The organism is Actinoplanes sp. NPDC049118 (genome assembly GCF_040648555.1).
Classification (GTDB): Bacteria; Actinomycetota; Actinomycetes; order Mycobacteriales; family Micromonosporaceae; genus Actinoplanes.
This window is the reverse complement of the sequence record NZ_JBEZDY010000025.1, coordinates 1-22,049: the sequence shown is the minus strand read 5'-3', so window position 1 is coordinate 22,049 and position 22,049 is coordinate 1. Positions and strand designations below refer to the sequence as shown.

The 22,049-nt window shown below is 72.0% G+C and carries 16 protein-coding genes; all 16 read right to left on the bottom strand.

The window, feature by feature from the left end; translation table 11 throughout:
• Positions 1 to 68: 68 nt before the first annotated feature.
• A complete protein-coding gene (locus AB0B58_RS32040) occupies positions 69 to 677 on the bottom strand; it encodes a DsbA family protein (RefSeq protein ID WP_360231194.1) in 609 nt (202 codons plus the stop codon).
• Entirely contained in the window at positions 674 to 1,786 is a 1,113-nt protein-coding gene (locus AB0B58_RS32035) for a histidinol-phosphate transaminase (RefSeq protein ID WP_360231191.1), read from the bottom strand. Before AB0B58_RS32035 ends, AB0B58_RS32040 begins: the two co-directional genes overlap by 4 nt.
• Before the next feature lie 89 nt (positions 1,787 to 1,875).
• Complete coding sequence (locus AB0B58_RS32030) at positions 1,876 to 3,564, bottom strand: class I adenylate-forming enzyme family protein (protein ID WP_360231188.1); 1,689 nt, start codon at positions 3,562 to 3,564, stop codon at positions 1,876 to 1,878.
• 35 nt (positions 3,565 to 3,599) lie between these two features.
• On the bottom strand, positions 3,600 to 5,513 hold the full coding sequence (locus AB0B58_RS32025; RefSeq protein ID WP_360231185.1) for an AMP-binding protein: 1,914 nt from the start codon (positions 5,511 to 5,513) through the stop codon (positions 3,600 to 3,602).
• Positions 5,514 to 5,547: 34 nt separating this feature from the next.
• Entirely contained in the window at positions 5,548 to 6,870 is a 1,323-nt protein-coding gene (locus tag AB0B58_RS32020; protein WP_360231182.1) for an aspartate aminotransferase family protein, read from the bottom strand.
• Positions 6,867 to 7,994 carry an HAD-IIIC family phosphatase gene (locus AB0B58_RS32015; protein WP_360231179.1) on the bottom strand — a complete coding sequence of 376 codons (1,128 nt, stop codon included), beginning with the start codon at positions 7,992 to 7,994 and terminating at the stop codon, positions 6,867 to 6,869. Before AB0B58_RS32015 ends, AB0B58_RS32020 begins: the two co-directional genes overlap by 4 nt.
• Positions 7,995 to 8,015: 21 nt before the next feature.
• Positions 8,016 to 9,167: an acyl-CoA dehydrogenase family protein gene (locus tag AB0B58_RS32010; protein WP_360231176.1), complete on the bottom strand. Its 1,152-nt coding sequence runs from the start codon at positions 9,165 to 9,167 to the stop codon at positions 8,016 to 8,018.
• Entirely contained in the window at positions 9,168 to 9,419 is a 252-nt protein-coding gene (locus AB0B58_RS32005; RefSeq protein WP_360231173.1) for an acyl carrier protein, read from the bottom strand.
• A gap of 44 nt (positions 9,420 to 9,463) precedes the next feature.
• On the bottom strand, positions 9,464 to 10,342 hold the full coding sequence (locus AB0B58_RS32000; RefSeq protein ID WP_360231170.1) for a 3-hydroxyacyl-CoA dehydrogenase NAD-binding domain-containing protein: 879 nt from the start codon (positions 10,340 to 10,342) through the stop codon (positions 9,464 to 9,466).
• A gap of 41 nt (positions 10,343 to 10,383) precedes the next feature.
• Positions 10,384 to 15,966 carry an SDR family NAD(P)-dependent oxidoreductase gene (locus AB0B58_RS31995; protein ID WP_360231167.1) on the bottom strand — a complete coding sequence of 1,861 codons (5,583 nt, stop codon included), beginning with the start codon at positions 15,964 to 15,966 and terminating at the stop codon, positions 10,384 to 10,386.
• 463 nt (positions 15,967 to 16,429) lie between these two features.
• On the bottom strand, positions 16,430 to 16,642 hold the full coding sequence (locus AB0B58_RS31990; protein WP_360231164.1) for a hypothetical protein: 213 nt from the start codon (positions 16,640 to 16,642) through the stop codon (positions 16,430 to 16,432).
• Positions 16,639 to 17,214 (bottom strand): hypothetical protein, encoded by a 576-nt coding sequence (locus AB0B58_RS31985; RefSeq protein WP_360231161.1) that lies wholly within the window; start codon positions 17,212 to 17,214, stop codon positions 16,639 to 16,641. The genes AB0B58_RS31990 and AB0B58_RS31985 overlap by 4 nt, the downstream gene beginning before the upstream one ends.
• 177 nt (positions 17,215 to 17,391) lie before the next feature.
• Positions 17,392 to 17,976 carry a GNAT family protein gene (locus AB0B58_RS31980; RefSeq protein ID WP_360231158.1) on the bottom strand — a complete coding sequence of 195 codons (585 nt, stop codon included), beginning with the start codon at positions 17,974 to 17,976 and terminating at the stop codon, positions 17,392 to 17,394.
• 52 nt (positions 17,977 to 18,028) lie between these two features.
• Positions 18,029 to 19,960: a RiPP maturation radical SAM C-methyltransferase gene (locus AB0B58_RS31975; RefSeq protein WP_360231155.1), complete on the bottom strand. Its 1,932-nt coding sequence runs from the start codon at positions 19,958 to 19,960 to the stop codon at positions 18,029 to 18,031.
• 3 nt (positions 19,961 to 19,963) lie between these two features.
• The gene (locus AB0B58_RS31970) at positions 19,964 to 20,269 is read right to left on the bottom strand and encodes a hypothetical protein (protein WP_360231152.1); all 306 of its coding nucleotides are present in this window, start codon (positions 20,267 to 20,269) and stop codon (positions 19,964 to 19,966) included.
• Positions 20,259 to 22,049: tetratricopeptide repeat protein (locus AB0B58_RS31965; RefSeq protein ID WP_360231149.1), on the bottom strand; the 1,791-nt coding region annotated here is incomplete at its 5' end. The genes AB0B58_RS31965 and AB0B58_RS31970, both read right to left, overlap by 11 nt.

Here is a 22,049-nt window from a genome sequence, read left to right as displayed (position 1 = left end):
TGACGGACAGAAAAACGTCGGGCGGGACCGGCCGTGGCCAGTCCCGCCCCGACGTTCGGGTGTGTTGCTCAGCTGAAGTCGAAGCCCCGGTTCCTCGACCGCTTCAGCTCGAAGAAGGACGGGTACGCCGCCAGTTCCCGGGCCGCGTCGAACAACCGGGCGGCCTGCTCGCCGCGGGGGATCGAGGTGAGCACCGGCCCGAAGAACGCGGTGCCCTCCAGGTGGATCGTCGGAGTGCCGACGTCGTCGCCGACCGCCTCCATGCCGTCGCGGTGGCTCTGCCGCAGCGCCTCGTCGAACTCGGTGCTGTCCGCGGCGGCGGCCAGGTCGGCGGGCAGGCCCACCTCCGCGAGGGACTCGGCGATGACGACCGCGTGGTCCTTGTTGCCCTGCGGGTGGATCCGGGTGCCCATCGCCGTGTACAGGTCGCGCAGCACCCCCTCGCCGGCGTGCTGCGCCGCGGCGACGGCGACCCGGACCGGGCCCCAGGCCCGGTCGCAGAACTCGCGGTACCAGGGCTCGATCTCGCGGTGCTCGTTGAGCACCGCGAGGCTCATCACCCGGAACCGGACGTCGATGTCTCGGTGCTGCTCCACCTCCAGGATCCATCGCGACGTCACCCAGGCGAACGGGCAGACGGGGTCGAAGTAGAAGTCCACGCCGGTCCGTGTGGTCATGCGGTTGCTCCTCGTTGCTGGTCGACTGCTGCGGCCGGGTCGGTGCGGTGCGGATAGGCCGTGGCGACCGCCAGGAAGGCGTCGTTCTCCCGCGCGTCGCCGACGGAGACCCGAACGCCCTCGTCGCCGATGGCGCGGACGTTGACGCCCTGCGCGGCGCACCGCGCAGCGAAGTCGGCCGATGCCCCGCCCAGCCGCAGCCATAGTAGGTTCGCCTCGCTGGCCGGCACCGCCCAGCCCGCGTCGAGCAGCGCGCCGCGGACCCGCTCGCGCTCCCGCACGGTCGATTCGACCCGCGCCAGCAGCTCGCCCTCGGCCAGCAGCGAGGCGCGCGCCGCGACCTGCGCCAGGTGGTTGACGCTGTACGGCAGCCGGGTCTTCGCCACCCGCTCGGCGACCGCCGGGTGCGCCACCAGGTATCCCACCCGCAGCGCGGCCAGGCCGAAGGCCTTCGAGAAGGTGCGCAGGACGACCACGTTGGGCCGGTCGAGGGTGAGCGCGTCCGGCACGTCGGTGTCGCGGACGTACTCCCGGTACGCCTCGTCGAACACCACCAGGCAGTCCGCCGGCACCCGGTCCAGGAACTCCTCCACCTCGGCGCGCCGTACCACCGTTCCGGTGGGGTTGTTGGGGTTGCAGACGAGGATCAGCCGGGTCCGGGGCGTCACCGCCGCTGCCATCGCGGCGAGATCGTGGCGTTCGTCGCGCAGGGGCACCGCGACCGGGCGCATGCCGGCAAGCTTCGCCAGGGTCGGGTACGCCTCGAAGGAACGCCACGCGAAGACCGCCTCGGCGTCCGGCTCGGCGACCGCGGCGAAGAGCATCTGGGCGACGCCGACCGAGCCGGCGCCGACCACCACCCGATCCGCGGGCACGCCCAGCCGGCCGGCGATGTCGCCGGTGAGGCCGGTGACCGCGCCGTCGGGGTAGCGGTTGACCTCACCGACGGCGGCCCGGACGGCCTCGGCCACCGACGGCAGCGGCCCCTGCGGCGACTCGTTCGCCGCGAGCAGGTACGCGTGGCCGTCGGCGGCGTGCGCGACCGGCCCGGGCCGGAACACGGGCAGGCCGTCCAGCACCGGCCGCATCCGCGGCTGGACTGTGTTCATCGTCGGACCTTCCATTCAGGACGGACGTGGTCGTGGGCCGTAGGTGCCGGCCGGGCACGGGGGCGGACCCGGCCGGCACCGCGGGCGGATCAACCGGCGGCGGAGGTGATGACGCTCGCGACGGCGAGGCCCGTGCTCTGCCGCTCGCCGACGTACTCGGAGAGGTTGCTGTACCGCTCCCGCAGCGCGCGCTTGAGGACCTTGCCGGTGACGCCGCAGGGGATCGACTCGACGATCTCCAGCAGCGACAGCTCCGGGTGCCCGGCCTCGCGCAGCGCCTCGTTGGCCTGCTTGAGCAGCGCGTACGGGTCGGCGCCGGCCTCCTCCGAGGTGACGACGCCGACGGCGACGGTCTCGGTGCCGAGCCGGCCCGCGACGACCGCGCAGTCCTGGATGCCGGGCACCTCGCTGAGCAGCCGCTCCTCCATGAGGATCGAGTAGCCGACGCCGTTCGCGGTCTCGATCGCGTCGACCGCCCGGTCCACGTGGTAGAAGTTGTTCTCCTCGTCCCGGTAGACCATGTCGCCCGGCGTCCAGTACCCGCCGAGCCGGCTGCGGTACGTGGTGTCCATGTCGTTCCAGTAGCCGGCGGTGATCGCCGGGCCGCGGGCGCCGAGCAGGCCGACCTCGTTCACGTCCGCCTCGGTGCCGTCCTTGCGCAGCACGGCGACCTCGGACACGCCGACCGGCTTGCCGACGCAGCGGTCGTTGCGCTTGGACGCCAGCGTCCGGGTCTGCAGCAGGACGCCCCAGCCCAGCTCGGTGGTGCCGAGCCGGTCCAGGAACGACGACGGCGGCAGCTCCGGGCTGCGGTGTGCGAGCAGCTTGCGCATGTGCGCCTCGTGCACCGCGTCCGCCGTGGTGACCCAGACGTTCACCGTGTCGAGCACGCCGGGCTCCAGGTCGAGCGCGGCCAGGTCGGCGCAGGCGTGCCCGAAGGCCATCACCGACGTCGGCTGGTGCTCCTTGATCGCGGCGACCATCTCCTCGCCGCTCGGGTCGAACAGCGGGACGATCGGCGTGCCGCCGAAGATCGCGTAGGTGAGGTAGTGGATGGCGCCCAGGTGCGACTGGGGCAGCGCCGCCAGCATCACGCCGCCGGCGCCCAGGGTGGGGTCGGGCCGGGTGAGCCGGAACCGCGGGCCCGCCGTGCTGGAGCGGTGGGTCTGCGTGACCGGCTTCGGCAGGCCGGTGGTGCCGGACGAGTGCAGGATGGAGACCGGGTCCTCGGGGGCGTGGCGGTAGCGGGCCGACTCCGGCAGCTCGTTCGCGGGCGGCGCCGGCAGCTCCTCCAGCAGCTGGACCCAGCGCAGGTCGGGCAGGTCCTTGACGTCCTCGGCGACGACCGCCAGGTGTGCGCGGTCGGTGTAGATGCCGACCGGGCTGGTCCGGCGCAGCAGGCTGGCGGCGATCTCCCGCGGTGCCTTGCTGTTGATCAGTACGGCGATGGCGCCGATCTGCGCCAGCGCGTAGTAGTGCACCGAGTAGGCGAAGAAGTCCTTCATGTAGACCGCGACGCGGTCCCGCGGCCGTACGCCCTTCTCCAGGTACCACACCGACCAGCTCTGGGCGAGCTGGTCGAGCTGGAGCAGGCTGAAGTCGGTCTGCAGCTCGCCGTCGGTGTTGGTCAGCGGGCGCCCCGACCGGATGAACGCGACCTCCGGGTGCGGGTTCGCCGCGATCGCCGACTTGAGCAGGTTTCCACCGCCCACCCGCTCGTCCGCCGCGAACGCGTTGCGCTGCGCCCTGGTCAGGATGGCTTTCTCGGACAACGACATGGTTTTCCCTCCGTAGTTGTGGGTGTCGTGCTGTGCTACGACGCGGGGACGCTCGCCGCGGCCAGGCGGGCGGCCCGCTCGCGCAGTGCGGTCCGGTCCGGCTTGCCGACCCCGATCAGCGGCATCGCGGGCAGGTGCTCCAGGCGCTCCGGCAGCTTGTGCCGGGCCAGCCCGCGGTCCAGCAGCAGCCGGCGCACCTGGCCGAGGTCGGGCGGCGTTCCGTCGGCCACCACGAACAGGCAGGCGATCTCGCCGTAGACCGGATGCGGCATCGCGACGGCCGCGGCGGCCGTCACCGTGGGCAGCTCCAGGCTCAGCTGCTCCAGCTCCTCCGCGCTGATCTTCTCGCCGCCGCGGTTGATCAGGTTCTTGATCCGGCCGGTGACCTCGAGGTTGCCGTCCCGCCGCAGCCGGACGAGGTCGCCGGTGCGGTAGAAGCCGTCGGCGGTGAACGCCCGGCCGGTGGCCGGCTCGTCGCGGAAGTACCCGGCGACCGTGCTGGGCCCCCGGGTCAGCAGCTGCCCCACCTGCCCGTCGGGCACCGGCCGCCCGTCCTCGTCGACGATCAGGATCTCGTCGCCCGGGCACGCCGGACGCCCCTGTGAGGTGAACGTCGTCTCGTCGGGATCGTGCAGGCGGGTGAAGTTCGCCAGCCCCTCGCTCATCCCGTACACCTGCTGGATCACGCAGCCGAAGGCGTCCTTCGCCCGTGCGGCCAGCGCCGCGTCGAGCCGGGCGCCGCCGACCTGCAGGACCGCCAGCGACGAGACGTCGTACCCCGCGGTGGGCAGGCAGTTCACCCACTGGGTGACCAGCGCCGGCACCGCCGCGGTGTGTGTCACCCGCTCCCGCTCGATCAGCGCCAGGGTGCCCTGCGGATTCTCGGCACCGCCGAGCACCACCGTGCCGCCCGCGGACAACGTGCCGATGATCCCCGGGTAGGCGAGGACGAAGGTGTGCGTGGCGGGCATGACCGCGAGGTAGACGGTGTCCGCGGACACCCCGGCCACCGCCGCGGTGCTCGCCACGACGTAGCCGTAGTCCTCGTGGGTGCGGCCCATCAGCTTGGGCGGCCCGGTGGTCCCGCTGGACAGCAGGAACAGCGCCGCATCGCCGGGTTCCGGCGGCGTGACGGCGGCGGGCGCGCCGTCGGTGTCGCCGGGCCGCGCCGGGTCGCAGAGGCCGATCAGGTCGATCGTCTCCGCCGGGTCCCCGCCCGCCACCCCGGCCACCAGCACGTGTGCGAGCGACGGGTGCTTCGGGCGGAGCCGCCGGACCGCGCCGAGCTGGTCGGAGTGCCGGGTCCGGCCGGGCACGGCGATCGCCGTCGGCTCGGCCCGGTCCAGGATCCGCTCCAGCTCGTACGCGCCCAGGTTCGGCGGGGTCAGCACCGGCGGGGCGCCGATGCGCAGCAGGGCCAGCACCAGGGCGACGTACTCGACGGTGTTGGGCAGCTGGACCACGACCGGGTCGCCGGCCTCGATGCCCAGCGCAACCAGCCGCCGCGCCACCCGGTCCACTGTGGCGGCCAGCTCGCCGTAGGTCACCCGGCGGTCCCCGGCGACGAGCGCACACCTGCCGGGGTCCTGCTGGTAGATCGTGGTGCCCAGCGGGACGGGACGCCACCATCCGACGTCCCGGTACTCCTGTGCCCGGTCCGCCGGCACCCGGGGAATCTCGATGCCGGGTCGCCGCCGGTCGGCGACCGGGTCCGCCTCTGGTACGGCCGCCCGCGTGCGGTCGATCAGTTCCGCCAGGCCGACCAGCGAATAGTCCGTGGCGTCCCAGAGGTCGACCCGCACGCCGAACCGGCGTCCCAGTGCCAACTCCAGCTCGGCCGTCTCGATCGAGTCCAGCGCCAGATCCGCGCGCAGCCGGGTGTCCGCCGTGATCCCCTCGGTCTCGACGCCCAGCTCCTGCAGGACGTCCTGGAGAAGCGCGATGCTCATGCCCACCTCCTGGGTGTGTCGGCCCGCGGGACGGTTACAGCCGGGCCAGCGAGTCGGCGATGGTGCCGACCACCGTGTCCAGCACGTCCGGCGAGTGCGCGGTGCTGATGAACCACGGCTCCAGGGGGTTGGGGTGGAAGTACACGCCGCTCTCCTGGCACAGCAGCTGCAGCCGGCGGTGCGCGGCGAAGTCGATGAACGGGATGCCCGCGTCGTAGGTCAGCGCCTCACCCGGCTCCCGGGTGAGCAGCGCCACCGACATCACCGAGCCGGTACGCGCGATGCGCACCGGGCGGCCCGCCGCCGCGAAGGTCTCCGCCAGCCGCCGGTCGAGGTACCCGCTCGCGGCGTCGAGGGTGTCGTAGACGGAGGGGTCGGCGATCAGCTTGCTCAGCATGGCCACGATGGCGCTGACGGCGGCGTGGTTGCCGGCGTAGACGCCGGCGTGGAACGCCTCGTTGCGGGCGAGCGGCGCCATGATCTCCCGGCTGCCGCCGAACGCCGCGACCGGGAAACCGCCACCGAGCACCTTGGACACGATGGTCAGGTCCGGGCGGACGCCGAGCAGCTCCTGCGCGCCGCCGAGGGCCACCCGGTACCCGGTGATCACCTCGTCGAACACCAGCAGCCCGCCGCTGCGTGCGGTCAGGTCGGCGACCCGCTGCAGGAAGCCGGGCAGCGGCGGAACCAGGCCCGCGTTGCCGCAGATCGGCTCGACGATCACCGCGGCGATCTCGCCGCCGCGCGTCGCGAACAGCTCGTCGAGCGCCTCGAGGTCGTTCCAGGGCAGCTGAACGGTGTGTGCGAGCGCACCGGGGATCATGCCGGGTGCACCGGGTACGGCGGCCCGCGAGGCGGCGCCGTCGTTGGTGATCGCCGCCTTGCGGAGCACGGTCTCGCTCCACCCGTGGTAGTGGCCCTCGAACGTGACGACCAGGGCGCGGCCGGTGACGAACCGGGCCAGCCGCAGCGCGGAGGTGATCGCCTCGGTGCCGGAGTTGGCGAACCGCACCTGCTCGATCGTCGGTACCGTCGCGGCGATCAGCTCGCCGGCCTCGTGGTCCAGCCGGTGCGGAATGCCGGTCATGGCGCCCAGCATCAGGCGTTTCGCCACCGCACCGAGCACGTCCGGGTCGGCGTAGCCGAACAGGTGGGGGCCGTAGCCCATGTTGACGTCGATGAGCTCGTTCTCCTCGACGTCGACGATCCGGCAGCCCGCCGAGCGGTCCACCACCAGCGGCGTCTGGATGCCGAGGTTGCGCATGTTGCTGCTGCCCCCGCCGGCGACGACCCCTCGGGTCGCCTCGAGCAGCAGGGCGCTGGTGGTCGTGCGGGTGAGGTCGGGTGCCTGGGTCATCGGTCTTTCTCCTCTGGGCTGTCTGAGTCGGGGGTGCCTGAGATGGCGGTGGCCGGGTCAGGCCCCGCGGAGACGGTCACCGCCACGTAGGCGGGATCGGCTGGAATGGCGGAGAGGTCCGCCTCGAGCAGGACGACGCCGTCGCGGCGGCTCAGCTCGGAGAATCGGTTGAACTTGTACGAGACGAACATCATTCGGTTGCGGTCGGTGGGCACGAACTCGGCGAGCAAGCGCACGCCGGCGGCGGCCGCCGACCGCTTCAGGTGATTGATCACGATGGTTCCGACGCCCCGGGCCATGACCCGGCAGGACATCAGCAGCAGCTTGATGACCCATTCCCGCTCGCCCTTCTCGACGAGGGTCAGGCCGATCGTGCCGTACGGGCCGTACCGGTCCTCCAGGGTCGACGCGAGCAGCAGGTGGTCGTCGGAGGTGCGGAACGCGTCCAGTTCGGCGTACGAGTAGGTGTAGCCGGTGGTGTTGAGCTGATTGGTGCGCAGCGTGAGTTCCTCGGCGCGTTGCAGGTCGTCCTCGGCCGCCGGCAGGATCGAGAAGCGCATCCGCAGGCTCTCCAGGAACGCCTCCTGCACCCCGGTGAAGTCGGCCTCGGCGACCTTGCGCTCCTGGTCGGCGCGGTACATCTGGCGCCGGGCGCGGGAGTCGTCGGTGACGAACCTCGGGATGAACGCGTCCATGCCGGCCAGGTCGGCGACCTGGCGTGCGTCGAAGCAGGCGACCTCGGGCAGCGCGAAGGCCACCTCCTCCCGCTCGAACGGCTGGTCGTCGAGGAAGGCCAGCGAGTCGATGCCGATGTTGAGATCGGCGGCGATCCCCTTCACCGACGCCGACTTCGGCTCCCAGCCGATCCGCGGCGCGAGGAAGTACTCGGCCAGGCCGAACTCGGTGAGCTTGGCCATCGCGGCGTCGTGGTCGTTGCGGCTGGCGATCGAGTGGAGGATGCCGCGTTCGTCGAGTGCCTTGAGTGCGGCGACGGCCTCGGGGAACGGCTCGACGTCGTCGTTCTCCAGCAGGGTGCCCCGCCAGAGCGTGTTGTCGAGATCCCAGACGAGGCACTTCACGGTCCGCGGCCTGGGCGGCCCCGTGCCGCCCGCGTTGCTACTCATTTTCGCCCTTTCGCACGTGGATCACGCGGCGCCGGAGAGGAGCCGGGCGATCATCGACTGCTGTATCTGGGTGCTGCCCTCGATGAGCTCCATGACCTTCGCGTCGCGGAGCAGCCGCTGCGGCGACGAGTCGGGGCGGCAGCCGTTCGCGCCGTGTATCTGCACGGTGTCCGCCGCGGCCCGGAACGCTCCGGTCGAGGCGAAGTACTTGGCCATCCACACCGCGGCGACCGCGTTCGGGTCCCCGGCCTGGCGTAGCTCGCCGGCCTGCAGGCAGAGCAGCCGGGCCGCCGAGACGGTGGTCGCCATGTCGGTGAGCATTCGCTGGACCAGCTGGTGTTCGCCGATCGCGACGCCGAACTGGTGGCGCCGCCCGGCGTAGTCCAGGCTGGACTCCAGGCACGCCTGCGCCAGGCCGACGCAGCCCCACGCGACGCTGTACCGCCCGATGTCGAGCGCGTCGCCGGCCACCGCGATGAGCCCGAATCCGGGCCGGCCGAGCAGCGCCTCGCCCGGTACCCGGCAACCGTCGAAGCTCAGTTCGGCGATCATCGACGCCCGGGTGCCGAGCATGTCGTCGATGGGGCGCACGGTCAGGCCCGGTGTGTCCCGGTCGACCAGGAAGGCGCTGGCCTGGCCGCGCTGCCCGGCGAACACCAGGTACGCGTCCGCGGCCTGACCGTAGGTGATCCAGGTCTTGGTGCCGTCGAGGACGTAGTGCGTGCCGTCGCGTCGCGCGGTGGTGTCCAGCCCGGCCGCGTCGCTGCCGGCCTGCGGCTCGCTCAGCGCGAACGCGCCGACGCGCCGGCCGGCGGCGAGGTCGGGCAGCCAGCGTTCGCGCTGCGCGGTGCTGCCCCAGCGGGTGATCGCCCGGGTGACCATGCTGTGCACGGTGAGCACGCTGCGTGCCGAGGAGCAGCCGACGCCGATCGCCTCGTTGAGCAGGCCGAAGTCGGCCAGGCTGTACGCGCCGCCGCCGTACGCGGTGCCGACCATCGCGCCGAGGTAGCCGGCCCGGCCCATCTCGGTGATCAGCGTGCGTGGCAGCCTCCCGGCCCGGTCCCACTCGTTGGCGAAGGGTGCTATCTCGGCCTCGGTGAACCGGCGATACTCCTGCAGGGTCTTGGCCTGTACCTCGGTCAGCGACAGGACGCCCGGCGGGTGCTGGTCCATCTATGCCCCGACCGATACGGCCTGCTTGTCGGCCACCAGAGCGACGATCGCGTTGATCGACCGGAAGTTCTCGAACTCGAGGTCCTCGTCCTCGAGCGTGATGGAGAATTCCCGCTCCACCATGACGATCAACTGCATGACGAAGAGCGAGTTGGCGTAACCGGAGGCGAAGATGTCCTCCTCGTCGGCGAATTCGTGGTTCTTGATGTAGGTGCCCAGGAAATCCCGGACCGTCGACGCGACCGTTGACATCGGGTCTGATTCCTTTCCCACTGGTCGTTGGTGTTGCGGATTTGCTACCGGTAGTCGTAGAAGCCCCGGCCGCTCTTGCGGCCGTGCAGGCCGGCATCGACCAGCTGCGTCAGGAGCGGGCAGGGCCGGTACTTGCTGTCGCCGAAGCTGTCGTGCAGGCCCTCGATCGACAGCAGAATGGTGTCGAGCCCGATGAGGTCGGCCGTCTCCAGCGGACCCATGGTGTGCCCGAAGCAGCCCTTGAAGATCCGGTCCACCTCGGTCGCGTCGGCCACCCGCTCCTGCACCAGGAATGCGGCCTCGTTGATGGTCAGCATCAGCACGCGGTTGCTCACGAAGCCGGGGGAGTCGGCGACCACGACCCCTTCCTTGCCGATCGCGGCGAGCAGGCCGAGCATGGCCTGCACCGTCTCGTCCGAGGTGTGGTAGCCCTTGATCACCTCGACCATCGGCTTGAGTGACACCGGATTCATGAAGTGCGCGCCGATGACCCGGTCCGGGCGCCCGGTGACGCCGCCGACCCGGGTGATGGGAATGACCGAGGTGTTGACCGCGAAGATCACGTCCGGCTTGCACAGGGAGTCGAGCGCCTCGAACACCGGGCGCTTGATGCTCCAGTCCTCGGTGACGTTCTCGATGACGAAGTCGACGCCGGCGACATCCGCGAGGTCGGTGGTGAAGGTGATCCGGTCGAGGATCGCGGCGCGGTCCAGGACGACCGTCGCGGCCTTCCCGGATCGCATGAGCTGCATCCGCTGGAAGCGCAGGCCTTGCTCGATGGCGTGGCGGGCCCGGTCGAGCGCCTCGGCGGTGGTGTCCACCGCGACGACGTCCATTCCGGACTGGGCAAGCACGAGCGCGACCTCGCTGCCCATCACGCCCGTGCCGATGACGCCGACGGTTCGTACTTCGCTGTTCGACATGGTTCCTTCCCAAAGGGGTATCGGCGGTGTGTCCCGCGTGGTCACCGGCGGGTGGCGCTGATGGCGCTCGCGAGGTCGGCGACCGTCGGCGCGTCGAAGATCGCGCCGACCGGAAGATCCACCGCGAAGGCCTCCCGCAGCCGCGGCAGCAGCTGCAGGCCGAGCAGCGAATGCCCGCCGAGCTCGAAGAAGTGATCGTGTACGCCGACCTTCTCCACACCGAGCAGCTCCTGCCACAGCTCGGCGAGCCGCTGCTCGACGCCGTCGCGCGGCGCCTCGTACGGGGTGAGCAGGTCGGGCCGGGGGTGTGCCGGCCCGCTCGGCGCGGCGCCGGCCGGCTCGCCGCCGGTCGTCCGGGCCTGGGCGACCTGGTCCAGCACGTACGGCAGCGGCCGCGTGCTGACCAGCACCTGGGGCGCCAGGCCCGAGGCGAGGATCCGGCCCAGCGCGTCGACGCCCTCCGCCGCGGACATGCCGTGGTCGAGCGCCGCGGCCAGGAACCCGGCGGCCGGTGCGTCCTGCTCCGCCGGCCCGCCGTCGTGTACCGGCGGGTGATCGTAGAGCGTGGTCTTGCCGGCGCTCAACGACTGCGCCGCGGTGAGCCGGTCGTCCAGGTCGTGCACGCGCTTGAGCACGAACCGCTCGGCCCGGACGAGCTCGTTGCCCGCCAGATCGGTGATGGTGACGTCGGAGGTGACGGTCTCCTTGCCGGCCTGATCGTCGTCGCGGTACCGCTGGTGGCTGTAGACCTCCGCGGCGAGCGGGGCGAACATCCGGATCCGCCCGTACGAGATCGGGATCCGGAACTCCTTGGCGTGGTGCACCCCGACGAACGCCGTCGCGATGTCCATCAGCGCCGGGTGCAGCGGAAGCTCGTCCACCTCGGCGGAGAACTGCGGTGGCAGCCCGAGCCGGGCCAGGAATTCGCCGTCGCCGACGTACATCTGCCGCAGGCACTGCGACCGGGCACCGAAGCCCATCGGGCCGTCGGTCTCCGGCCGGCCGATGTCGCGCAGCCCGGCGGCCTCGATCAGCGGGCCGATCGCCAGCCGGCGCGGCCTCTCGTCCTCCAGCAGGGCGACCCGGCCGGACGAGTGCAGCTGCCACCGTTCCGGCGCGCCGTCCCCGTCGTGCGGGTGGCCGCTGACGACCGCGAAGCCGGCGCCGTCGCCGTCGTGCTCCAGCACGACGCGGACCTCCTTGCGGCCCCGCTCCGGCACCACGATCGGGGTGTAGAAAGTGACCTCGGTCAGCTCGACGGCGGCGCCGTCGCGCCCGGCGTCGTCGGTGAACGCCGCGCGGACCAGCTCCAGGTGCCCGACGCCGGGCACCACCGCGCGGCCGAGCATGCGGTGTTCGTCGACGAGCCAGGAGTCGGCGGCGTCGAAGTGGCTGACGTACACCGAGTGCCGCTCGTCGATGCCGGGCAGCCGCCGCTCGAGGAACGGGTGCCGCACCTCGCGCGGTGCGTGCTGCCCGCCGGGTTCGGTCCCGCCGCCGATGGTCCGGGCCGCCATGCCGACGCCCTGCCAGGCATCCCAGTTGATCGAGACGATCGCCGGCCGGCCCGCCGCCTCGTCGGCCTGCGCCAGCGCGTCCAGGAACGAGTTGGCGGCGCAGTAGTCGACCTGGCCGACCGCGCCGGTGACCGCGATGCCGGAGGAGCAGTAGGCGAGGAAGTCCAGCGGGAGTGTCGCGCAGGCGCTTCGCAGCGCCAGCGCCCCGCCGACCTTGGGCGCCAGCACCGAGGCCGCGGAGGTGCCGTCCTTGAGCTGGATCAGGCCGCCACCGGGTACCCCGGCGGCGTGCACGACCCCGTGTACGGCACCGAACCGCTCGACGGCTTCCCGCACCACCGCGCCGATCCGGTCGGCGTCGGTGACGTCCGCGGCGGCGACCAGGACGGTGGCGCCGGCGGCCTCCAGCCGTTGCACGGCGCGGATCCGTTCGGCGGTCGCGTCGCTCGAGGGGTGCTCCCGTGTCCATCGTGGCCATTCGGCGCGGTCGGGGAGACCGGTGCGGGCGACCAGCACCAGGTTCGCCTGTACCGTCTCGGCCAGGTACCCGGCCAGCGAAAGCCCGATGCCGCCGAGCCCGCCGGTGATCAGGTAGGTGCCGCCGGTCCGGAACCGCCGCGGGCCCGCCTGCTCCGTCAACCGGACCGGCAGGAAGTCCTGCCGCAGGTGCAGCCGGCCGCGGATCGCGGTGACCTCGACGCCGGTTCGATCGGTGACCGCCGTGTCCAGCTCGCGCAGCAGCCGCTCGGTCAGCGCCGCCCGGTCGCCGCCCGGCGCGGGCCGGGCCAGGTCGACGCTGCGGCAGGTGACCGACGGGTTCTCCAGCGGCCAGACCCGGCACGGGCCGAGGGCCAGCGCCTTGGCCGGCTGGACCCGGTCGCCGTCCGCCAGGTGGTGCAGCTCGCTGGAGACGATGTGGACCTCCACCGGCGCCGGGAAGGACTCCCGGCCGACCGCCCGCGCCAGCGCCAGCAGGCTGTCGAAGCCGTCGCGGGTCTGGCCGGCGACCGTCGCCGGGTCGGCCGGGTCGGCGGTGCCCGCGGTGACCAGCCACAGGTGCGCGATCCGGGTGGGCAGCCCGCCGCCCGCCCTGCCGCGGCGCAGCAGCTCGACGTAGTCCGCGTCGCTGCCCGGGTCGATGCGGTAGGAGCCGTCGGCCTCCGCGGCGAACGTCTCACCGCGCCGGACCACCGTCACGGCGTCGCCGCGTCCGGTAAGCCGGGCCACGAGCGAGTCCGCGACGCCGCACTCGTCGGCGAAGACGAGCCACCGCGCGGGTCCGCCGGGCGTCGTCTCCCGGGGCTCCGGCGCCCGGGTCTGCCACCGCGGGGTGGCGAACCAGTCGGCGAGCTCGCGCCGCTCGCCGGCCTCCGGCGCGGTTGCGGTGCCCGCCGGTGCGGCCGGCGCGGAACGCTCGGGGCCGGGCCAGTACCGGCGGCGCCTGAACGGGTAGGTCGGCAGCGCCACCCTGCGGCCCCGCGGCGCGATGCCGTCCCAGTCGACGTCGACGCCGCACAGCCACAGCTTGCCCGTGGTGTCCGCGACGGTCTCGGAGTCGGAGCCGCCCTCGTGCTGGCCGGGAAGGGAGCCGAGCACCAGCGGGTGCGCGTCGCGGGGGCGGCTGACCTGCGCCATCGCGCCCAGCGAGCGCCCTACCCCGACCTCGAGAAGGAGCCGGCCGCCCTGGTCCCAGAGCCTGCGCACGCCGTCGGCGAACCGGACGGCCGCGCGCAGGTGCCGCCCGTAGTACGCGGGGTCGGTCGCCTCGGCGTCGGTGATCCAGTCGCCGGTGACGTTGGACAGGTAGGGGATGGCCGGTGGTCGCCGTTCGACGATTCCGACGAGCTCGGTGAACTCGGCGACCAGCGGGTCCATCATGCTGGAGTGGAACGCGTGCGTGGTCCGCAGTCGACGGGACATGGCGCCGGCGCCGGCGAGGCGCTCCTCGAACGCGGCCATCGCGGGCTCCGGCCCGGCGACCACACACATGTCCGGACCGTTCACGGCGGCCAGCGACAGGTCGGCGCCGAGCAGGTCGAGCACCGCCGGCTCGGGCAGCTGCACGCCCAGCATCGCGCCGCCCGGCAGGGCGTCGATGAGGCTCGCCCGCGCGGCCGCCAGGACCAGCGCGTCGCGGAGCGTGAACACCCCCGCGAGGGTGGCGGCGACGTACTCGCCGAGGCTGTAACCGATCAGGGCGTCGGGGCGGACGCCGCGGGAGAGCCACAGCTGGGCGAGCGCGTACTCGACGGCGAACATCGCGGGCTGGGCGTGCCGGGTCTGGTCCAGCGAGGACCGTTCCCGCTGCTGCGGGCCGCGGCCGAGCATCGCGCGCAGGTCCGGCCTGCCCGTCGAGGCGCGCGCGGTCCCGTCCGCCGGGAACAGCACCGGTCGCACGTCCACACCGGCGTCGTCCCGCAGGATCGTCAGGCACCGGTCCAGTTCGCGCCGGTACACCGGTTCGGTGTCGTACAGCTCCCGGCTCATGTTCTCGTGCTGTTCGCCCAGCCCCGGGAGCAGGAACGCGACCCGCGGCGCGGTGCCGGTCGCGGTCCGGGTCAGGACCCGGTGCGCGGAGCGGGTGCGCAACGCCTCGACGGCGTCGTCGCGGTCCCGGGTGACCAGCACCCGGCGGTGCGCGAAGGCGTGCCGCCCGGACTGCAGGGTCCGGGCGACGTCCGCGAGGGCGAGCCCGGGGTGTCCGGCGAGGTGGTCGGCCAGCCGGTCGCAGGCCGGGTCGAGCGCCGCCGCGTCGTTGGCCGACAGCGGCAGGATGTGTACGGCGCCCGCCGGTCCGTCCGCTGCCGGCCGGGGCGCCTCCTCGATGACCATGTGTACGCCCGTGCCGCCCAGGCCGAACGAGTTGACCCCGGCCCGCCGTGGCCCGGCGCCGTCCTCCCAGCCGGTGAGCTCGGTGTTCACCCGGAACGGCGAGGAGGCGAAGTCGATACGCGGGTTGGGCGTGGTGAAGTGCAGGCTGGGCGGGATCTGCCGGTGCTGGAGGGTGAGGATCGCCTTGATCAGCCCGGCGATGCCGGCCGCGGCGTGGGTGTGCCCGATGTTGGACTTGACGGAGCCGATCGCGCAGGTGCCGCCGCTCCAGCCGGTCGCCTGGAAGGCCCGGGTGAGGGCGTCGACCTCGATCCGGTCGCCGAGCGGCGTGCCGCTGCCGTGCGTCTCCACGTACCCGATGCTGTCCGGCGCGACCCGGGCGTTCTCCAGCGCCGTTCGGATGATGCGGGCCTGCCCGGCCACGCCCGGCGCCGAGAAGCCGACCCGCTCGGCGCCGTCGTTGCCGACCGCCGAGCCCTTGATGACGGCGCGGATCGGATCGCCGTCCGCGAGGGCGTCGGAGAGTCGCTTGAGGACGATCAGGCCGGCACCCTCCCCGATCACGGTGCCCTGCGCGCCGGCGTCGAAGGCCCGGCAGTGCCCGTCGGGCGAGTAGATGCCGCCCTCGTGGAACTGGTACCCGGGGTACTGGCCGGAGCGGATGGTGACGCCGCCGGCGAGCGCCAGGTCGCAGGACCCGGCCCGCAGCGACTCGGTCGCGAGGTGCACCGCGACCAGCGCGGTGGAGCAGGCGGTCTGCACCGAGACGGACGGCCCGGTGAGGTTCAGCTTGAACGAGATGCGGGTCGCCAAATAGTCGGCGTCGTTGGACACCCCGGCCAGGAAATGCTCGGAGGGTCCGGACGCCGGCCCCAGCAGCCGCAGATAATCGTTCTTGTATGAACCGGCGAATACGCCCACCCGGCCGGGGACGTTTCTGGGATCGTATCCGCCGTCCTCCAGTGCCTCCCATGCGCACTCGAGCATGACCCGGTGCTGCGGGTCCATCAGCGTCGCCTCTTTGGGGTTGACGCCGAAGAGACGCGCATCGAATTCGTCGGAGTCGGCGATGACGCCGGCGGCCGGCACATAGTGCGGATCGCGTACGACGCTTTCCGGCACGCCGGCCGCCGCCAGCTCTTCGTCGGAGAATACGGTTACCGTTTCGGTGCCCGATCGGAGTAGCTGCCAGAACTCGGCTACGTTCGTTGCCTCGGGGAAGCGGCAGCCGATACCGACAACCGCGATTTCCTGTGGGCCGACTTGGTGTGACACGGGAAGCTGGCACCTCCGATTGCGCCGTCGTGACCAGCCAAAGGGTCACGGAAGCTGTTGATGCTCATGGATTCGACACCCGTCTTCCGGCAAGCGCGCGGGCGGGAGTGAACGCGAGTGGTCCGCGATTGTGCGGCGGATTTGAATCTGCACCGTGGTGGCCTGGAATCGTGCCTGGCCGGGGTTTCGCGGTGCGGTCGGGTATCGCGGCAACGATGATGTGCCGGTCCCGTGCAATGGGCACAGTGGTGCCGCCCCGAAAGCGTGACACGTTCGGGTGGTTGTCGTCAACGGCGTTGTGGAAATCTGTCGGGTTTCTTTCGGGCCTGCGCCACGTCACACCTTCCCGAGCTGCGGTCGGTCGTCTATTCGGCTGCGGCGATCAGCCATTCGGATGAATTTGGAAGGTGGTTGGCGGCATGATAAAGGCCCGCACCTCGAGGAGGTGCGGGCCTTTATCGCCTCAGTTTGACGAATGCGTTGTGTGCGCCGGCGGTGGCTTCGCGGAAGCGATGGTGAAGACCTCGTCCAGGTCGTACTCCGCCCGGCCCGGGCGGCCGTACCGGCGGATCCTGCCGCGGCTCGCCCACTTCCGGACCGTCGCCGCCGGGACCCCGGCGGCCAACGCGGCGACCTCGGTCGGCACCAGCCGGCGGCGCGGGAGCGCGCCGCTCACGGCGCGCTCCCGACCCACCGCCGGTCGCGCCCGGTCCCGCCCGGCGCGACCGGTGCCGCGGCGTGGTGCATGCGGCGGCTCAGCGACAGCCATTCGTGCGGCTGCCAGACGTGCCCCGCGGCGCAGCTCACCCGGTTGCCGGGCGAGTTGTCGGGCCGCAGGTAGACGGTGCTCGTGCAGCCGGGCCGCTCGCAGGTGCCGAGCAGCCGCGGCTGCGCCGATCCATGGTCGATGACCCGGCGGGCGGTGGCGGCCAGCTCCAGCACCTCGGCGGCGAAGTCACCGGCGGCCGGGTGGCCGGCCAGCCAGGTCAGGTGCCGGTCGAGGGTCCTGGCCAGGCCCGTCACGGTGCGGTTCTCCGGCCCGGGCACCCGGAGGTCCTCGATGACCAGCGTGCACCACGAGGAGAGCACGTCCAGGATGTCCGTGCGGATCCGCACGGCGTCGTCGTTCAGCGCGATGCCCACGCTTCTGGTCGAGGTGACCCGCTCCACCAGGCCCCGCCGGCTGCCGACCAGCCGGCCCTCGCAGTCGAGGTACAACTCCGGAAGGCGACGCAGTTCCTGGTGCACCGCCCGGCGGCACCCGACGCACAGCCTGCTGCCCGGTGAGACGGTGTGTGAACAGTTCGGTGCTTCGCACGGCATGGTGGGGTGCCCCTCGTCATGGGTCCGCGGCTGATGCGACACAACCCGCGTCGCTGCCACCATGACAGTGCCGTGCGGTGCTTCTCGCTCACTTCTGAACCGCTATCCGGTGCCGGAAAGCCCGTCGACGGGGTTCGGCGCGCGGTCGGAACCGGTGCCCGGCGACGCGGGAAGCTCGTCGCGGAGCAGCCCGTAGATCACCATGTCGCGCCAGACGCCGTGCCGGAAGCGGACGTCGCGGAGCAGGCCCTCGCGGCGGAACCCGATGCGCTCGAGAACCTTCTGCTCGGCGATGTTCTCCGCGTCGGTCTGCGCCTCCAGCCGGCGGGCGAAGGTGTAGGCGAACAGGTGCCGTACCAGCAGCCGCTGCCCCGCCGTCCCGAAGCCGCGGCCGCGATGTTCGGGGAGCAGGGCCATGCCGATCTCGTAGCAACCGCCGGCCGGCCCGCCCCGGTCCTTCGCCTCCCAGCTGGCGATTCCGATCACGGTGCCGTCCGGCAGGGCGACCGCGAGCGCGCTGGAGTCCGCGCCGACGTATCCGTCGGCCTCCCAGCGGCGGCGCCGCGCGCGCACGTCCTGGAACCCCGCCCACTCGAAGGGCCCGATCGCGTCCTGATCGATGCAGATGCGATCGAGAAAGGGGAGATCCTCCTCTTTGAACACCCGGAGGGTGATCTGGTCATCCACTGGGCACCTCGTGTTCCGCAGCCGTCGGCCCGGGCCGGTCCTGCCCAGCACGCTAGCGCATGGTCCCGGCGGGTATGGCCAACGCGATGGCGATCGACTCGTCGAGGAACAACAGACCCCTGCGGTGGAACTCCGCGAACGCCTCCAGTACGGCCTCAACGGGCAGGCGCCGGCCGAGCTTCTCGCGCACGGCCGCCGCGCTGACCGGCCGCTCGCTGCAGGCTAGATAGATCTCCGCGAGGTCACCCTCGAAGGTGTACGTTCCCTCCGAGCCTTGGTGCCGGCCGTCGTAGATCTGGACGAAGCCGGGTGAGGCCCAGTACTTCAGCACCGGACGGTGGTCGCCCTTCCATGCCTCCTGCCACCTGTGCACCGCCTGCTGGAGGTCGTCATACGCGCTGTCCGGCAGCGCGTCGGACAGCGTGTAATCGAAGAAGTAGGCGATCCGGGGCAGGTCGACGGAGTCCGGATAGATGTAGCCGTAGCTGGCCTCCGGGGTGCGCTCGCGCACACCGAACGCCTCAGAGTCGGTGTACAGCGGGCTGAAGCGCTCCAGCCAGACCCGCCCGGCGCTGGCCGGGGGCCGCAGATGCACCAGGTGGCCGAACGCGGCCGCCTGCTGCGCGTAGTCCTCCAGGGTCTCGCCGGGGAATCCCCAGAGGACGTTCCAGCCCACGTCGATCTTGTAGTAGGCCGCCCAGCGCAGCAGGTTGACGTTCTGGGCCGCCCGCACGCCCTTGCGCATCAGCCGCAGCACGTGAGAGCTCATCGACTCGAGGCCGGGCTGGATGCTGGTGACGCCGCCCTGGGCGAGGAGCCTGAGCTGCGCCCGGGTCAGGTTGGACTTGACCTCGTAGAAGATCTGGTAGTCCGCCTCGCTCGCGACGAGCTGGGGGAACAGCTCGGTCACGTAGCGCATGTCCAGGATGTTGTCCACGGCCTCGAAGCGGAAACTGCGGTAGCGGCGCGCCTGCTCGGCCAGCTCGTCGAGCACGCGCCGGGGAGACTTCGAGCGGAACTCCATGGTCAGCCCGTTGAGGCCGCAGAACGTGCAGTGGTGTTTCGCGCCCCACCAGCAGCCGCGGGCCGACTCGAACGGAATCCGCACCTCCCGGTGCCCGACGCGCTCCAGCAGGCCCAGGTCCTCGGCGCGCTGGAAGTACTCGGAGTAGTCGGGTGTCGGCAGGTCGTCCAGGCGGTCCAGCGGCGCGCGCGGCGGCGTGGCGACGACCGTTCCGTCCACCCGGCCGATCACCCCGGGAACGACGACCGGGTCGGTTCCGGCGGCCAGCGCGCACATCAGCTCGGGCAGGGCGCTGTCCGCCTCGCCGGTCACGGCGAGGTCGATGCAGTCCACCGAGCGCACCAGCTCGGGGCCCATCTCGCCGTCGAAGTTGGCGCCGCCGAACAGGGTGACGATGTCCGGGAAGCTCTCCTTCAGCCGTCGGGCCAGGGCGAACGACGCCGTGTTCTGCTGGTGGGTCGAGGTGAAGCCGACCACCCGGACCGATGACCAGTCGAACGACGACAGCAGGGCGTCCAGATAGTTCGGCACGTCGTGGTGCCGGATCTTCAGCAGCTCCTCGCGCCACCCCGGCGACTGTTCCGCCAGGTAGCCGAGCTGGTCCGCGAGGTCGTCGAGGAGGCGGGAGTCCCGGTCGGGCGCGGCGTCGCCGAAGGCCGCGAGGGAGAACAGCCATTCCGCGACCATCGGGCCGCGCTGCTCGCACAGCCGGTTGTACCGGTCGGCCCCGATCAGGTGCGCGAAGTCGAGATTCGCGTGCAGGGTGCGTACGGGAAAGTGGTGTGCCTTGAGGATCGAGCTGAGCAACCCGAGCTGGATCGACGGCCGATCGGCCGCCATGAAGGGCATCGACACGATGACTGTCGGCCACGCGGCCCGCTGTTCGCGGGAGGCGGACCCCAGGTGCCCGCGGCCGGCGGCCGCGGGCACCTGGACGATCGGCAGAGCGGAGCCGGGCATCCGTCAGTCCTGCGGCGACTCATGTCGGCCGGGTGAGGAATCCGGCGGTCGGATGATGACGCCCGCGACAGCGACGGCCTGCGTGCTGATGGCGCCCGGGGTGAACGCCTCGCTGAACTGCTCGGCGAAGTACGGCACCGCGGCGGCGGGCTCGGTCACCGCGGCGGAAACGCCCGCCGGGGCGGCCTCGGCGGCCGCCGCCGGGTGCGCCGCGATCGCGGTACTCAGGATGGCGCCGCCCGCGAGGCCGCCCAACAGGACTCTCGCTCCCTTGGCGAGTGCCCCGGACCCGGTGTCATTACCGGACATCGTCAGTTCTCCTTGAATTAGGCATGGCTGAATGGTCGATACCGAGCCGCGACGTCACCGATGAATCGCGCGCATCGATAGGTGAGTTGGCGTCATCACATCGACCAGCATCAACGTACGCAATGCCCGGCGGGAGGACACCAGCCGTTTGGTCGAGATTGTGGTGATCTTCCGGCCGCGAGGGGCCCTCGGCGGAGCGGCCGAGTTCGTGGAGGATCGTACGAGCCTGACGCCAGGCGGAACGTGCCGCCTCGGCGTCGTCCGCGGCGGCGTGCACGTCGCCGAGGCGTTGCAGGGTGGTGGCCACCTCGTACCGGTCACCGGCGTCGCGCCACAGCGTGAGGGCGCGCCGGTAGCAGGCGATCGCCTCCTGGTGCTGCCCGAGCTGGTGGTGTGCGTAGCCGAGGCTGTCCCAGGTGTCCACCTGACTGGTCAGGTCGGCGAAGTTGCGGTGCAGCTCCAGGGACTGATGGCAGTAGGCGATCGCCTCCTCGTGGAAGCCCAGCCGGCTGTGGTAGCAGCCGACCCAGTTCAGCGCGTCGGCCTCGGAGATCCGGTCGCCGGACAGCCGGGCCACGGCGAGAGCCTCCTGGGCGTGCTCCAGCGCCTGCTGGAATTCGCCCTGCCGTTCCGCGAGCCGGCCGAGGTCGAGATGGATGAGCGTCTGCCCCGGCTGGTCGCCGAGTTCCTCGAAGAGCGCCAGGGCCTGCCGTGCGTGGCGGGCCGCCTGATCGAGGCGGCCCTGTTGCCGGTAGGCGACGGTCAGCAGGCGATGGGCCAGCGCCTGGCCCGGCCGGTCGCCGAGCCGTTGGAAGGCCTCCAGCGCGATCCGCTGGCTCGACGCCCAGTCGTTCCAGTGTGCCTGGTAGTTGAGGAAGGCCGTGAACGTCTGCGCGAGCTTGCTGGCGTGTGCGTTGAAGCCGGCCGCGAGGGCCTTGTCGATCGCCGCGAGCAGCACCGCGTGCTCGCTGGTGAACCAGGCCAGTGCCGCATCGGCGTCGGGCAGCTCGGTGATGGTGGCCCCGCCGTCGATGGGCTCGATCGAGATCCGGTGCCGGTACGGGTAGAGCCGCCGGTCGGCCGCGTGCGTCGTGTGGAGATAGTGGTCGAGGACCCGGCGCAGCGCGGCCTGCCGCTCGTCCTGCGACTCGACCTCCATGACCTGCTCGGCGGCGTAGGCGCGCAGCAGGTCATGGAAGGCGAACCGGCCCAGGGCGTGCTCTGCGAGCAGGTTGGCGCCGGACAGCTCGATCAGCATCCGGCGTGCCGTGCTCACCGGGAGGGCGGCCAGGCTGGCCGCGGCCGCCGCGGTGACGTCGGGCCCGGGATGCAGCCCGAGCAGCCGGAACAGCCGGGCCGCGTCCTCGCTGAGGATGTGGTACGACCAGGAGAGCACCGCGCGGGCGTCGGTGGCCGGGTTCTCGCCCATGAACGCGTCCAGGCCGCTGCGTGCCTGGCGGAGTTCCCCGGCGAGCAGGGCCAGGGTGAACTGGCGGTGCGCGGCGGCCCGGGCCGCCACGATGGCCAGCGCCAGCGGCAGCCGGGCACACGCGGCGATGATCTCGTCGACGGCCTGCGGTTCGGCGGCGACCCGGTCCTCGCCGATGCGGTTGGCCAGCAGCTGCCGCGCCTCGGGCGCGGAAAGCAGGTCGACCGTCATCGAGACGGCCCCGGCGGCGACCAGGCCCGACAGCCGGTTGCGGCTGGTCACGATGACCAGGCAGGTGGGTGAGCCGGGCAGCAGGTGGTTCACCTGGTCGGTGTCGCGGGCGTTGTCCAG